The sequence below is a fragment of the Actinoplanes oblitus genome (assembly GCF_030252345.1).
GTDB classification, from domain to species: domain Bacteria; phylum Actinomycetota; class Actinomycetes; order Mycobacteriales; family Micromonosporaceae; genus Actinoplanes; species Actinoplanes oblitus.
Map to the genome: position 1 here is coordinate 6,465,980 of NZ_CP126980.1, position 13,564 is coordinate 6,479,543.

The following is a 13,564-nucleotide window of genomic DNA, read 5'->3' on the forward strand; positions in this document are numbered from 1 at the left end:
TAGGACGGTGCCGCGACCGGCGCCCCCTCAGCGATCGGCTGACCGCCCGGAGCGGCCCACTGCGGCGGCACTCCCTCACCGGGAACACCCGCCGGCGGCACCGAGACGCCCAGCGCCGGCATGGCGACGGATCCCGGCGCCGGCATGGCGACGGACTCCGGGGCTGGCACGGCTGCGGATCCCGGGGCCGGCATGGCGGCGGATCCCGGCGCCGGCATGGCGGCGAGTCCCGGGGCCGGCCAGTTCTGGTTCACCGGAGGCTCCGCCGGAGCGGCCGTGGCCCACGGCGGAACGCCGGACATCGACCCGGCCGCCGGCGCGCCGTTCCCCGGCTCAGCCGTCCCCGCCAACCCGGCGACGTCCCCTGGTCCGGCAAGCCCGGATGTCCCCTGGCCCCCGGCCGCTCCTGGCCCACCCATCGGCTCAGCGAGCGAACCCAGCCCGCCGGGACCGCCGCTGTCACCAGGCGTTGTCCTGGCCAGGCCGGAGCCCGGCCCACTCTCCACCGGCGGCCAGGGACGCAGTCCACCTGAAGCCGCCTCGTCCCCCGTCGGCGGCCACGGGCGGACGCCGGCATCAGCCGCGCCCTTGACCGCTTCAGCGCCAGCCGCGGCGGCCGGCGGCCAGGGCCGTAGCCCACTACCGGCCGCGTCCCCGCTACCAGCGAGCCCTACAGCGACACCGGAGATCGGCCCGGAGCCAACGACGCTCGGCCCCGGTCCCCCAGAACCGGCGACCTGCTCAGCGTCTCCAGCGGGCGGCCAAGCCGTCAGCCCACCACCGGCTTCGCCCACCCGTTCCGACAACCCGGCCCCCGGCGTGCCGGACCCCGCCGGCCCGGACACCACCGGCCCCGACAACCCGGCCCCCGGCGTGCCGGACCCGGCCGGCCCGGACACCGCCGGCCCCGGCAACCCGGACCCCGGTCCGGCCGACGGCCCCTCTCCGGCAGCCGCGGGCGGCCAAGCCTTCAAGAGCCCACCGGCCCCCTCCGGCCCGCCCGGCCGTTCCCCGGAAACGTCGGGCGAGGACGACGCCGCATGCGCCCCCTCGCTCCGCTTCTCACCGCCGCCCGCCGGCCCGTTCCCGGGTGGCCAGGCCCGCGGCGGCGACCCACCCGGGGCCGTCTCGCCCGTGCCGCTTCCCGGCGACGGTTGGTTCGTCCCGGCGTCCCCACCCGGGCTCCCGTGCCGCCCACCGCCCAAGCCCGCCCCGGAGCCGGCCGGCGGCAGTCCGCCGACGTCAGGCGCACCATTCGTACCGTTGCTCACGCTCTGCGAAAGAAACCCCGACCCCGCGTTGCTGACGATCCGGCCGGCGGTGCCGCCCGGCCCGGCGTTGCCCACCGGTCCACCGGCGGCCGCCCCGGGTCCCACGTTCGCCCGGGGCAACCCGCCGAGCCGCGACTCCGACCACGACTCCCCGGCCGCCGGCGGCCGCTGGTGCGTCCCGGTCGGCTCGGTGGCCCAGCCGGGCAGCTCCGACGAGAGCGGGCCGGCCTTCCCCGCGGATTGGCGGCCCGCGGAAGCGCTCGGCCCGGCGTGCGACAGTCCCGGTCCGGGCCCGAGCGGATGCTGGTGCCCGGCGACCGGCTTCCCGGACGACGCCGGGGTGCCGGGCAGCGGCCCGGTCAGCGGATCGCCGGCCCAGGACGTACCCTCAGCTGTCGATCTCGCGGGCGGACCGCCCGGACTGTCGCCGGGGCCCGGTGGCCAGGCGGACCCGATGCCGGGCGGCGCGAGGGTACCGGGCGGGACGAAAGCCGGGCGGGTGGCCGCGATCAGACCGGAGGCCTCGGCGAGGCCCGCTGCCGCGAGGACCTCGGCGGCCGCCTGGCCGGAGCGGCAGGGCAGCTCCTCCCCGCAGACCGGGCAGTGGGTGAGGCCTTCGCGGGGACCCTCGCCACCGGCGTGTGCCTCGAGCATCTCCCGCGCGGTGCGCGCCAGGACGCTCTCCGGTTTGACGTAGTTCGTCGGTGCCACTGGTCTCCGCCCCCCGTCCGCGCGAGATTTCGCACGACCCGTCGTCCAGTTCACCCTGGCGGGTACCCCCGGAGGGCGGGTTTCCGCAGATCGGTGGGTTACCGGCGGGAATTGCCCGGTATCGGGCGCGGCGCCCGTCACCGGTTGGTAAGGAGAAGAAGATCAAAATTTCACGATTCACTCACGGTGCGCGGCCGGGTTCGCTCCGTAACATTGAAGGACATCCAGGAGGTGACCCCCCATGGACGACACTGAGCTGCATCGCGAGCGGATCCTCCGGCACGTCAGTCCGATCATCACCGGCCGGTTCATCGGCTACCAGGCGTCGTACACCCGGGAGGTGAGCGTCGGGCGGCTGTTGGCGATCTTCGTGTTCCTCGCGGCCGGGATCGCCCAGCTGGTCGCCTCGCTGCTCCGGATGAGACCGGCCCGGCGCAGCCTCAAGGACCTGCGCAAGGGCCCGGAGTTCCTGGTCACCCCGGTCCGGCTGCGCGACGATCTCGGCCAGACCTACGAGATCGAGATGCACGGGCAGCTGCCGCAGTCCGCGCTGCACCGCGGCGACCTGGTGCAGGTGCGCACCGAGCCGCAGCGCGACCGGACCCTGCCGGTCAAGTTGCTGCAGGTGGTGAACCTGACGACGATGCAGCCGCTCACCCCGCGTATCCCGACCCGCTGGTCGCACCTGGGCCCGGCGATGCTGCTGCAGGCCGCCGCCGGACTGGTCGTCGCCGGCGTGGTCCTGGCCGCGCTCTTCCGCTGAGCCCGCGTAAAGATCGCGAGGACCGGGTAACGATGCGTCCATGTTCGACGCACCGTTCGCCATCACCCGCCAATGCTGCCCCGCCGAGTCGAGAACAGGCATAGACAGCGGTAATCATGGTTCCGGGGGGACCGCTGCGACGATGCCCGTTTCCCCTCCGCGCTGACAGCTCGGAAGGTGGTGCCTGGTGGGCGAGAAAGTCGAACAGACCCAGTTTTCCCGAGAGGACCGGTCCCGGTACCGGCAGAAGATCCGCCGCAGCCTGGACGTGTTCGCCACGATGCTGCGGGAGTCCCGCTTCGAGTTCGAGCGGCCGATGACCGGCATGGAGATCGAGCTCAACCTGATCGACGACAACGCCGATCCGGTGATGCGCAACGCCGAGGTGCTCGGCGCGATCGCCGACCCGGACTTCCAGACCGAACTCGGCCAGTTCAACATCGAGATCAACCTGCCACCCCGGCGGCTGGCCGGTGACGACTACGCCGACCTGGAGAAGGGCCTGCGGGCCAGCCTGAACCACGCCGAGCACAAGGCCCGGACCGTCGGCGTGCACATGGTCACCGTCGGCATCCTGCCCACCCTGCGCCGCGAGCACCTGACCGGCGCGGCGCTCACCGTGAACCCCCGCTACAGCCTGCTCAACGAGCAGATCTTCGCGGCCCGCGGCGAGGACCTGGACATCCGCATCGACGGCGTGGACCGGCTGGCGGTCACCACCGACAGCATCGCGCCGGAGGCGGCGTGCACCAGCACCCAGTTCCACCTGCAGGTCAGTCCGGCGCAGTTCGCGGCGTACTGGAACGCCTCCCAGGTGATCTCCGGGATCCAGGTGGCGCTGGGCGCGAACTCGCCGCTGCTGTTCGGCCGGGAACTGTGGCGGGAGACCCGGATCCCGCTGTTCGAGCAGGCCACCGACACCCGGTCGGAGGAGATCAGGGCCCAGGGCGTACGCCCCCGGGTGTGGTTCGGCGAGCGCTGGATCACCAGCGTCTTCGACCTGTTCGAGGAGAACGTCCGCTACTTCCCGGCGTTGCTGCCGATCTGCGACGAGGACGATCCGGCGGACCTGCTGGAGCGCGGCGAGATCCCGGCGCTCAGCGAGCTGCGCCTGCACAACGGGACGGTCTACCGCTGGAACCGCCCGATCTACGCGGTCGTCAACGGCCGCCCGCACCTGCGCGTGGAGAACCGGGTGATGCCGGCCGGCCCGACGGTCGCCGACACCATCGCCAACGGGGCGTTCTACTACGGCCTGGCCCGCAGCGTCGCCGAGGCCGACCGTCCGATCTGGACCCAGCTGAGCTTCCGCGCCGCCGAGGAGAACTTCCACACCTGCGCCCGGCACGGCATCGACGCCAGCGTCTTCTGGCCGGGCGTCGGCACCGTCCCGGTGACCGAGCTGGTCCTGCGCCGCCTGCTGCCGCAGGCCGCCGACGGCCTCGACAGGTGGGGCGTGTCGCCGGCCCAGCGCGACAGGCTGCTCGGCATCGTCGAGCAGCGCTGCCTGCGCCAGCAGAACGGCGCGTCCTGGCAGGTGGACACCCTGCACGAGCTGGAGAAGAAGGGGATGGACAGGCAGCGCGCACTGCACGAGATGATGCGCCGCTATCTGCCGCTGATGCACGAGAACGTCCCGGTGCACGAGTGGGAGGTTTCCTAGATCAGAATCCGGATTCGATACGCCCGCGCCACCTCCCCGTGGCTACCCGCGATCATGTCCGGGCTGGCGACCGTCCGGCGACCGCCGGGCGGTCGCCGCTGGTCCCGGTCACCCCCAACCCGGCCCCGGGGCCATGGCCGTCCCGCATCCTCCCGTCCGGGCAGGTCCCCCGCGGCTCAGCCCGGCTCCGCCCGCGGGCCGCCGCGCGCGATCGCCACCGTCACGCCGCCGCGCACCCGCTTGGGCAGCACCAGTTCCGCCGCCGTCCCCGCCGCGAGCAGTGCCGCCGCCTCCGCCACACTCGGCGTGCCGACCACCGCCGCCACCACCCGGCTCGGCCCCGGCACCGCCTGCCCGGCCAGCTCGCCCGCGCCGAACGCGACCAGCCGCCACCCCAGCACCCTGCTCAACTCCCGGACCCCCGGCTCGGCGGCCCGCCGGTCCAGGGTCGCCAGCACCGTCCCGTCCAGCACCTCCAGCCCCGCCTCGGCCAGCGCCGCCGCCACCGCCGTCGCCAGCTCGGCCACCCCGGTCCCGGCCCGAGCCCCGATCCCGACCGCGATCACGCCGCACCCATCCCGGCCGCGATCACGCCGCACCGGCCCCGGCCGCGATCACGCCGCCGCCGCGCGCACCAGCCGCTCCGCCATCCCCCGCTGCCCCGCCCAGTGCAGGTGCAGGTAGGACGCGTGCACCCCGGACGACGCGAAACCCTCCGGATCCGCGCCCCGCCAGGCCCACGCCGCACCCCCGGCCGGCGACAGCAGCAGCCCGGATCGCGGATGCACCGTCGTCCGGTGGAACTCGTGCCCGGTGACCCGGGTACCCGCCGCCGCCAGCGGGCTGTCGGTCAGCGCGACAGCGTCCCGATACCCCAGCGTCAGCGACGGCGTCATCGCCGCCTCCGCGTCCAGGACCCCGCACATCGGGGCGCCGTCCAGGGTCCGGCACAGCCAGAGCAGGCCGGCACACTCGGCGGCGATCGGATGACCGGCCGCGGCCAGCTCCCGGACCGCCTTGCGCAGCGGCTCGTTGGCGGACAGCTCGGCGGCGTACACCTCGGGGAAGCCGCCACCGACCACCAGGGCGCGGGCCCCGTCCGGCAGGGCGGTGTCGCGCAGCGGGTCCACCACCGCCACCTCGGCGCCGGCTCCGGTCAGCAGCTCGGCGGTTTCCGCGTACGCGAAGGAGAAAGCCGGACCACCGGCGAGCGCGACGATCGGGCGGCCGGTGACCGGGGTCTCCGCCTGCGGGGTCCACGGCGTCGCCGCCAGCGGCGGCGCCGATCGGGCCACCGCCGCCACCGCGTCCAGGTCGACAGCGTCAGCGACCAGCGTGGCGAGCGCGTCCACCGAGGCCAGCGCCTCGGCCCGGCGTTCCGCGGCGGGCACCAGCCCGAGATGCCGGGACGGCGCCGCCACCGCGCCGGCCCGCCGCAGCGCGCCCAGCACCGGCGTGCCGACCTCCTCGCAGGCGTCCCGCAGGATCTGCTCGTGCCGGTCGGAACCCACCCGGTTCAGGATCACCCCGGCCAGCCGGACCGTCCCGAAGCTGCGGAACCCGTGCACCACGGCGGCGATCGACCGCCCCTGCGCCGCGGCGTCGACCACCAGGATCACCGGGGCCTGGAGCAGCTCGGCGACCTGCGCGGTGGAGCCGGTCTCGCCGGCACCGGTCCGCCCGTCGTAGAGGCCCATCACCCCCTCGACGATCGCCAGCTCGGCGCCCCGCGAGCCATGCGCGAAGAGCGGGCCGATCAGGTGCTCGCCGACCAGCACCGGATCCAGGTTGCGCCCCGGCCGGCCGGCCGCCAGCGCGTGGTATCCCGGGTCGATGTAGTCCGGACCGACCTTGAACGGCGCCACCGGCACCCCGCGCCCGGCGAACGCGGCCAGCAGCCCGGTGGCCACCGTGGTCTTGCCGTGCCCGGAGGCCGGCGCGGCGATCACCACCCGCGGGATCGTCACCATTCGATGCCCTGCTGGCCCTTGCGGCCGGCGTCCATCGGATGCTTCACCTTGGTCATCTCGGTGACCAGGTCGGCCGCCGCGATCAGGTCCGGGTGCGCATCCCGTCCGGTGATCACCACGTGCTGGGTGCCCGGCCGCTCCGCGAGCGTCTCGATCACGTCCGCGACGTCGACCCAGCCCCACTTCATCGGGTAGGTGAACTCGTCCAGCACATAGAACTTGTAGGTCTCGGCCGCCAGGTCCCGCTTGATCTGCGCCCACCCCTCGGCGGCCTCCGCGGCGTGATCACGCTCGGTCCCGGCCCGCTGGATCCAGGACCAGCCCTCCCCCATCTTGTGCCAGGTCACCGGCGTCCCATTGACCCCGTCGAGGGCCTTCAGCGCGGTCTCCTCGCCGACCTTCCACTTCTGCGACTTGACGAACTGGAACACCCCGATCGGCCACCCGGCGCTCCACGCCCGCAGCGCCATCCCGAACGCCGCCGTGGACTTGCCCTTGCCCGGCCCGGTGTGCACGGCGAACACCGCCTGCCGCCGCCGCTGCCGCGTCGTCAGCCCGTCGTCGGGCACGGTGGTCACTTTTCCTTGCGGCATGTCGTCGCTCTCCCTCGCGGCATGATTGTCGCTCCTGCTGCGCCCATCTTCGCGATGCGCGCCCTGTCTCGGGCCGGGGTCACCGGCGCCCGCGTCCCCGCGGCGGCGGGCCGGGTGGCGGTGGGCTCCCGGTCCGCTCTTGCGCGGACCGCCATTTCTCGGTACGCCGGACCGTCCGCCACCTGCGGTCCGCTTCCCCGCGGACCGCCAGCTCCCGGTACGCCGGACCGTCCGCCACCTGCGGTCCGCGCCCCGCCGGCCGCCGCCCGCCGGTACAGCGGGCCGCCCACCAGCCGCGCCCGGCTCCCCGGTACACCAGACCGCCCGCCGTCGTCGGGTTTCCACATCGGCGCTTCGTCCACAGGCTGCCTGTCGCCGCCCCCGGCCCTCCGCCACACTGCTCTGCGGGGGCTCCCCCGGAGAGGGCGGGCCGTGGGAGCGAGCGGTCCGGGAGAGCGAGTCCACCAGCCACCGCGCCACGATCGACCAGCACCCTGCGCCGACCACGCCGGAAACGGCGAACCCCGATCGGCAACCCGCCCTTCCGCCCCTCAGGCCACCCGGCGATAGGCGCGATCCGCCGGCACCGCACCGCCCCCCGGACGACCTCGCCCGGCAGCCGCCTCCAACCGCTCCAGCGGCATCACGTCGGCCTGCAGCGCGGCCGCCAGCCGGCGGGCCAGGCCCAGCCGGATCGGGCCGGACTCGCAGTCGACGACCACGGTGGCCACCCCGGCGAGGGCCGGTGCCAGCAGCAGCGGGTCCGGGCCGCTGGTGGCCCGGCCGTCGGTGACCACGATCAGCAGCGGCCGGCGGCGCGGGTCGCGGCGGCGTTCGGTGGCGATGGTGCGGGCGGCGGCGCGCAGGCCGGCGGCGAGCGGGGTACGGCCACCGGTGCGCAGGGCCGCGAGCCGCATGACGCCGACCTCGTGGCTGGAGGTCGGCGGCAGCACCACGTCGGCGTCGGCGCCCCGGAACGTGATCATCCCGATCCGGTCGCGTCGCTGGTAGGCGTCCCGGAGCAGGGACAGCACGGCGGTCTTGACCAGGGTCATCCGCTTGCGGGCGGCCATCGAGCCGGAGGCGTCCACGACGAAGAGCACCAGGTTCGCCTCCCGGCCGACGTGGATCGCCTCGCGCAGGTCCCGTGGCTCGACGCCGAGCAGGCCACCGGCGCCGCCGGTGGCACGGCCGCGGCCGGTGGCGAGGGCACCGCGGTGCAGCGCGGCCCGGAGTGTGGCGGGCAGGTGCGGCGCGCCGGCCAGTTTGCCGACCGGCTTGCGGGAGCCGATGACCCGGCCCCGGCGGGCGTAGGCAGGGGACCGCTTGCCGGTGTGGCCACCGTCGCCCCGGGCGGCGATGCGCAGCGTGCGGGGCCGGAACGCGGCACCGGCCTGGGCGGGTGCCGCCGCCTGGCCGTCACCTGGCGCCGCGCCGGGACCCGAGTCCGGCGGGGTGCCGGCAGGCATCGGGGTGTCGGCGGCGGCCGGGGCGCCGCCCTGCGGACCGCCGGGCGGGCTGCCACCGCCGGGACCGCCGCCCGGGCCGCGGTCGTCCGGACCGCCGGGGTCACCGTCCGGACCGCCGTCCGGGTCGTCGTCCGGCCGCGGGTCGTCGGGGGTCTCGCCCGCGGCCTCCTCCCGGGCCTGCCGGTCGGCTTCGGCCAGGGCCTGGTCGAGTTTCTCCTCGTCGGTGCCGGGCGGGTCGAGCGGATCGGTCCGGCGGCGGTGCGGCAGGGCCAGGCGGGCCGCGTCGCGGACATCCTCGGCGGTGACCCGGTCGCGGCCGTGCCAGGCGGCCAGGGCGACGGCGCAGCGGGCCACCACGATGTCCGCGCGCATGCCGTCGACCCCGTAGGCCAGGCAGACCCGGGCGATACGGTCCAGTTCGGCGTCGGGCAGCACGACGGCCGGCAGGATGGCGCGGGCGGCGGCGATCCGGGCGGCGTACTCCCGCTCGTCGGCGGCGAAGCGGGCGGCGAACCCGGCCGGGTCCAGCTCGTACGCCAGGCGGCGGCGGACCACCTCGGCGCGCTGGGTGGCGTCGCGTGGGGCGGCGACCGTGACCACCAGGCCGAACCGGTCGACCAGCTGGGGGCGGGGTTCGCCCTCCTCCGGGTTCATCGTGCCGACCAGCAGGAAGCGCGCGGCGTGCTTGACCGAGACGCCGTCGCGCTCGACGTGGGCGCGGCCCATCGCGGCGGCGTCCAGGAGCAGGTCGACCAGGTGGTCCGGCAGGAGGTTGACCTCGTCGACGTAGAGCACACCGCGGTGGGCGGCGGCGAGCAGCCCCGGTTCGTACGCCTTGACGCCGTCGGCCAGGGCGCGCTGGATGTCGAGGGTACCGACGACCCGGTCCTCGGTGGCGCCGACCGGTAGCTCGACGAGGCTGGCCGGGCGGTGCGCGGCGGGGGTGTCGGCGGTGTGCGGGCCGTCCGGGCAGTCCGGGTCGGGCGCGGCCGGGTCGCAGGCGAAGCGGCAGCCACGGACCACCGTGACCGGTGGGAGCAGGGCGGCGAGGGCCCGGACGACGGTGCTCTTGGCGGTGCCCTTCTCGCCGCGGACCAGGACGCCGCCGACGGCCGGGGAGACCGAGGTCAGCAGCAGGGCGAGGCGTAGGTCGTCGAGGCCGACCACGGCGGAGAACGGGTACGGAGTCGTCACAGGGTGTTCCCTCCCGGCGGGTGTCCACGCCCGCGCGTCGGCTGTCACGAGCGGCCGGAGTCTCCTGACTCCCGGATCGCCGTTTCCCGCTCACCTTCCGGCCCGGCGGGCCGTGGCGTGCTGATCGCGTCAGCGGGTCGCTCCCCGGTCACAGTGGCGGGACCGTCCCGGATTCGCACCGGGTTCCTCCGCAACCGCTCGAGGTCCCATCTTTCCGACCGCGGGCCGGGCCCGTCAAACGACGACCAGCGAGATCACACCGGCCGCCCCGGGCCGTCAGACCGAGACCAGGCAGAGCACGTGCCCGTCGGGGTCGGTGAGCACCGCCTGCCGCTCGCCCCACGGCTGGTCCTCCGGCGCGTCGATCACGGTGGCCCCGGCCTTCTCCGCCGCGGCGGTCACCGCGTCGACGTCGTCCACCCGGAAGCTGATCGCCACCCCGGCCAGCCCCGAGGTCGGCGGCCGCCGGTGCAGCATCAGCTCGGTGGTCGTGCCGGGAACGGTGAGCGTCACGAGGTCCCCGAACGCCGACTTCTCGGCGAGACCGAACACCTCCTGATAGAGAGCCCGGCTCCGGGCCAGGTCCGCTACCGACACGATAAGGCGCTGAAGTCCGATTACGGTCATGATCGCGACCCTAGACTACTGATTCCGCCCGGCGAAGACGGCGGCGTAGTGGTCGCGCAGTCTCTCCCAGCCGTGGTTCATCGCGTCCCGGCCACGGATCGCGGTGACCTCCTCGCCCGCCAGCAACCTGCCCAGCACGTCCGCGCAGAGGTGCCAGCCGGCCGCGACCATCGCGTCCATGTCCCGATCGGCCAGCGTGTGCCGCAACGTCAGCCGGGTACCGCCCTCGGCCGGCTCCAGCTCCCAGCGCAGCAGGTCCTCGCCCCAGGTGTACTCCAGCAGGTGCGGCGGCTCGACCCGGCGCACCTGCGCGGGCAGCGCGGTGCGCTCGTCGCCGTCGGCCATGGTCAGGGTGGCGGGGCCGGTCTCGGTCAGCGGGCGCGAGGCGGTGAAGGGCGCCCAGCGGTCGAGCCGGTCCGGGTCGACCAGCGCGGGCCACACCTGCTCGGGCGGCTGGCGCAGCTCGCGGATGAAGATCAGGGTCCAGCGGTCGCCGTCGGCGACCACGCTGGCCTCGGTGAGCGGTCCGGTCACGGTTCCCCCTCCGATGTTGTCGACGCGAGATGTCTGTCCAGGGCGTCCAGGTGGCTTTCCCACAATTTCCGGTACGGCCGCAGCCACCCGTCCAGCGCCCGGAACGGCGCCGCCTCGAGGCGGTAGATCCGCTGCTGGGCCTGCGCGCGCACGGAGACCACGCCGGCCTCGCGCAGCACCCGCAGGTGTTTGGAGACCGCCGGCTGGCTCATGCCGAGCGCGCCGACCAGGTCGCTCACGCTCGCCTCGCGGGTCAGCAGCGCGTCGACGATGCGCCGGCGGGCCGGTTCGGCGAGCACCTCCAGGACGTCCACACCCCCAACATGCCGCTCCGGAAATATAACTGTCAAGGCATGTTCAGTGCCGAAAAACGCCCCACCGGAGAACCGGTGGGGCGCCGTTCGACAGTCCGGGTCGGGCTCCGCCTCCGAGTCCGCGCCGGACCCTCTCAGCGCTGCGACATCGGCACGAAGTCGCGCACCGGCGAGCCGGTGTAGATCTGCCGCGGGCGACCGATCTTGTTGGCCGGGTCGTGCATCATCTCCTGCCACTGGGCGATCCAGCCCGGCAGGCGACCGATCGCGAACAGCACCGTGAACATCTTCGTCGGGAAACCCATGGCCTTGTAGATCAGGCCGGTGTAGAAGTCGACGTTCGGGTACAGCTTGCGGGAGACGAAGTAGTCGTCGCGCAGTGCGATCTCCTCGAGCTGGAACGCGATGTCCAGCAGCGGGTCCGGCGTCTCCAGGGTCGAGAGCATCTCCTGGGCGGCCTTCTTGACGATGGCGGCGCGCGGGTCGTAATTCTTGTAGACCCGGTGGCCGAAGCCCATCAGCTTGACGCCCTTTTCCTTGTTCTTCACCCGGGTGACGAACGAGTTGACGTCGCCGCCGTCCTTGCGGATCTGCTCGAGCATCTCGAGGACCGCCGCGTTGGCGCCGCCGTGCAGCGGGCCGGACAGCGCGTTGATGCCGGCCGAGACCGAGGCGAACAGGTTCGCCTGGGCCGAGCCGACCAGCCGCACCGACGACGTGGAGCAGTTCTGCTCGTGGTCGGCGTGCAGGATGAACAGCATGTCGAGGATCTTCGCGACCTTGGGGTCGACGTCGTAGTTGACGGTCGGCAGGCCGAACGTCAGACGCAGGAAGTTCTCGACGTAGTCGAGCGAGTTGTCCGGGTACGGCAGCGGGTGGCCGATCGACTTCTTGTAGGCGTACGCCGCGATGGTCGGAAGTTTCGCCATCAGCCGGATCGCGGAGATCTCCACCTGCTCGTCGTCGAGCGGGTCGAGCGCGTCCTGGTAGAACGTGGACAGCGCGGTCACCGCCGAGGAGAGCACCGCCATCGGGTGCGCGTCGCGGGGGAAACCGGAGAAGAACGTCCGCATCTCCTCCTGCAGCAGCGTGTGCACCCGGATCTTGTCGGCGAAGTCGCGCAGCTGCGCCTCGGTCGGCAGCTCCCCCTTCATCAGCAGGTACGAGACCTCGAGGAAGGTCGACTTCTCGGCCAGCTGCTCGATCGGGTATCCGCGGTACCGCAGGATGCCGGCGTCACCGTCGATGTAGGTGATCGACGACGTGGTCGACGCGGTGTTGACGAAACCCTGGTCGAGGGTGACGTAACCGGTTTCCTTCAGCAGAGCACTGACGTCGATGCCGCCCGGACCGTCGACGGCCTCGCGCACACCCATCGACAATTGCCCGCCAGGGTGGTCGAGCTTGACATCCGTCATGTATTTCCCTCACTTCACCGGCAGATGTCCCAAAGATTTTGCCGTTCACCGTAAACCCTCAACCTGAATGGGTCATCAGGTGGCCACCCGTTGAGGCATTGGTCACCAGTCGGTATAGACCGTTGCGCCATAGATAATGATCGGTATATTGCGAGAACGTAACGGGAAGCGGAGGTCGGACCGATGCAGATCCCGAGTCGGCCACCGGTGGTGGCCGGGGTGAACGGGACCGCGGCCGGCCTGGCCGCCGTGCGCCTGGCCGCCCGGGAGGCGATCTCCCGCGGAACTCACTTGTCAGTGGTGCACGCCTTCAGCTGGGACGAGCCGGAGACCCGCCGCGCCGCCGCACGCGTCGTCGAGGAGGCGGTCACCACCGCCCAGCGTTCCACACCCGGCCTCGACGTGCGGGGTCAACTCGTGGATGGACCCGCCGGCCGGGTGTTGCGCAAGGCCAGCCGGACCGCCGCGCTACTGGTCGTCGGCGCCGACGACCTGGCCGCGACCGGCCGGCTGCCGGACACGTCGCCGCTGCTGGAGGCGGTGACGCAGGCCTGGTGCCCGGTGCTGGTGGCGCGCGGGCCGCGCCCGCCGTCCGGGCGGGTGCTGGCCGCCGTCGACGGTTCGGCGCCGTCCGTGCTGGCCCTGCGCTGGGCCGCCGAGCAGGCCCGCCGAGGCCGGATCCCGCTGGACGTGACGCACGTGGGATCCGAGGAGACCGGCCAGGAGGTGCTGGACGCGGTGCTCGCCGCACTGTCCGACCCGCCACCACTGCGCCGCCGGGTGCTGACCGGCCCGCCGGCCGCCGCCCTGGTGCGCGCCTCCCGCCGGGCCGGGATGATCGCGCTGGGCCCGCGCGGGGCGGGCGGGGCCGGCCGATTCGGATCGGTGGCCGACGAGCTGTTACGGCACGGCGGCTGCCCGACCGTTTTTGTTCACGGGCGCCGGGAACCGGCGGGCAGGTCGAAACCGGGGTACTCAACTGGCCAATTCCGGCCGGTGACGTCACGTCCGTTGCTACGGTGAGCAAACAATAGTCT

Annotated in this window: 11 protein-coding genes and 1 riboswitch; of the genes, 3 read left to right on the plus strand and 8 right to left on the minus strand. The window is 73.7% G+C overall.

Features of this window, described 5'->3' with window-relative positions:
* The first annotated feature begins 2,223 nt into the window (after nt 1–2,223).
* Both Actob_RS29200 and Actob_RS29205 read left to right on the plus strand, forming a co-directional pair.
* Nucleotides 2,224–2,745 carry a hypothetical protein gene (locus Actob_RS29200; RefSeq protein WP_284915050.1) on the plus strand — a complete coding sequence of 174 codons (522 nt, stop codon included), beginning with the start codon at nt 2,224–2,226 and terminating at the stop codon, nt 2,743–2,745.
* Nucleotides 2,746–2,932: 187 nt separating this feature from the next.
* Nucleotides 2,933–4,408: a glutamate--cysteine ligase family protein gene (locus Actob_RS29205; RefSeq protein WP_284915051.1), complete on the plus strand. Its 1,476-nt coding sequence runs from the start codon at nt 2,933–2,935 to the stop codon at nt 4,406–4,408.
* Between the two features lie 176 nt (nt 4,409–4,584).
* On the opposite strand, the gene Actob_RS29210 is transcribed toward Actob_RS29205, so the two are convergent.
* From Actob_RS29210 to Actob_RS29245, 8 genes are all read right to left on the minus strand, one after another.
* On the minus strand, nt 4,585–4,974 hold the full coding sequence (locus Actob_RS29210; RefSeq protein ID WP_284915052.1) for a cobalamin biosynthesis protein: 390 nt from the start codon (nt 4,972–4,974) through the stop codon (nt 4,585–4,587).
* 48 nt (nt 4,975–5,022) lie between these two features.
* Nucleotides 5,023–6,378 carry a cobyrinate a,c-diamide synthase gene (locus Actob_RS29215; protein ID WP_284915053.1) on the minus strand — a complete coding sequence of 452 codons (1,356 nt, stop codon included), beginning with the start codon at nt 6,376–6,378 and terminating at the stop codon, nt 5,023–5,025.
* Nucleotides 6,372–6,971: a cob(I)yrinic acid a,c-diamide adenosyltransferase gene (cobO, locus tag Actob_RS29220; RefSeq protein ID WP_284915054.1), complete on the minus strand. Its 600-nt coding sequence runs from the start codon at nt 6,969–6,971 to the stop codon at nt 6,372–6,374. The genes Actob_RS29215 and cobO overlap by 7 nt, the downstream gene beginning before the upstream one ends.
* Nucleotides 6,972–7,522: 551 nt before the next feature.
* Nucleotides 7,523–9,682, minus strand: coding sequence for a VWA domain-containing protein (locus Actob_RS29225; protein WP_407653408.1), 2,160 nt, complete (start codon nt 9,680–9,682; stop codon nt 7,523–7,525).
* Nucleotides 9,670–9,848: riboswitch (cobalamin riboswitch) on the minus strand. (Overlaps the previous gene by 13 nt.)
* A gap of 62 nt (nt 9,849–9,910) precedes the next feature.
* Complete coding sequence (locus Actob_RS29230; RefSeq protein WP_284915056.1) at nt 9,911–10,261, minus strand: VOC family protein; 351 nt, start codon at nt 10,259–10,261, stop codon at nt 9,911–9,913.
* Nucleotides 10,262–10,276: 15 nt separating this feature from the next.
* A complete protein-coding gene (locus Actob_RS29235; RefSeq protein ID WP_284915057.1) occupies nt 10,277–10,795 on the minus strand; it encodes an SRPBCC family protein in 519 nt (172 codons plus the stop codon).
* Complete coding sequence (locus Actob_RS29240) at nt 10,792–11,109, minus strand: ArsR/SmtB family transcription factor (RefSeq protein WP_284915058.1); 318 nt, start codon at nt 11,107–11,109, stop codon at nt 10,792–10,794. The genes Actob_RS29235 and Actob_RS29240 overlap by 4 nt, the downstream gene beginning before the upstream one ends.
* A 134-nt stretch (nt 11,110–11,243) precedes the next feature.
* Nucleotides 11,244–12,527 carry a citrate synthase gene (locus tag Actob_RS29245; RefSeq protein ID WP_284915059.1) on the minus strand — a complete coding sequence of 428 codons (1,284 nt, stop codon included), beginning with the start codon at nt 12,525–12,527 and terminating at the stop codon, nt 11,244–11,246.
* 183 nt (nt 12,528–12,710) lie between these two features.
* On the opposite strand from Actob_RS29245, the gene Actob_RS29250 reads away from it, so the two are divergent.
* The gene (locus Actob_RS29250; RefSeq protein ID WP_284915060.1) at nt 12,711–13,550 is read left to right on the plus strand and encodes a universal stress protein; all 840 of its coding nucleotides are present in this window, start codon (nt 12,711–12,713) and stop codon (nt 13,548–13,550) included.
* The last annotated feature ends 14 nt before the right edge of the window (nt 13,551–13,564 follow it).

Coding starts and splice junctions, on each gene's coding strand:
- Actob_RS29245 (WP_284915059.1), bottom strand. CDS start 12,527: ATGACGGATGTCAAGCTCGACCACCCTGGCGGGCAATTGTCGATGGGT.
- Actob_RS29230 (WP_284915056.1), bottom strand. CDS start 10,261: ATGACCGTAATCGGACTTCAGCGCCTTATCGTGTCGGTAGCGGACCTG.
- Actob_RS29215 (WP_284915053.1), bottom strand. CDS start 6,378: ATGGTGACGATCCCGCGGGTGGTGATCGCCGCGCCGGCCTCCGGGCAC.
- cobO (WP_284915054.1), bottom strand. CDS start 6,971: ATGCCGCAAGGAAAAGTGACCACCGTGCCCGACGACGGGCTGACGACG.
- Actob_RS29200 (WP_284915050.1), top strand. CDS start 2,224: ATGGACGACACTGAGCTGCATCGCGAGCGGATCCTCCGGCACGTCAGT.
- Actob_RS29250 (WP_284915060.1), top strand. CDS start 12,711: ATGCAGATCCCGAGTCGGCCACCGGTGGTGGCCGGGGTGAACGGGACC.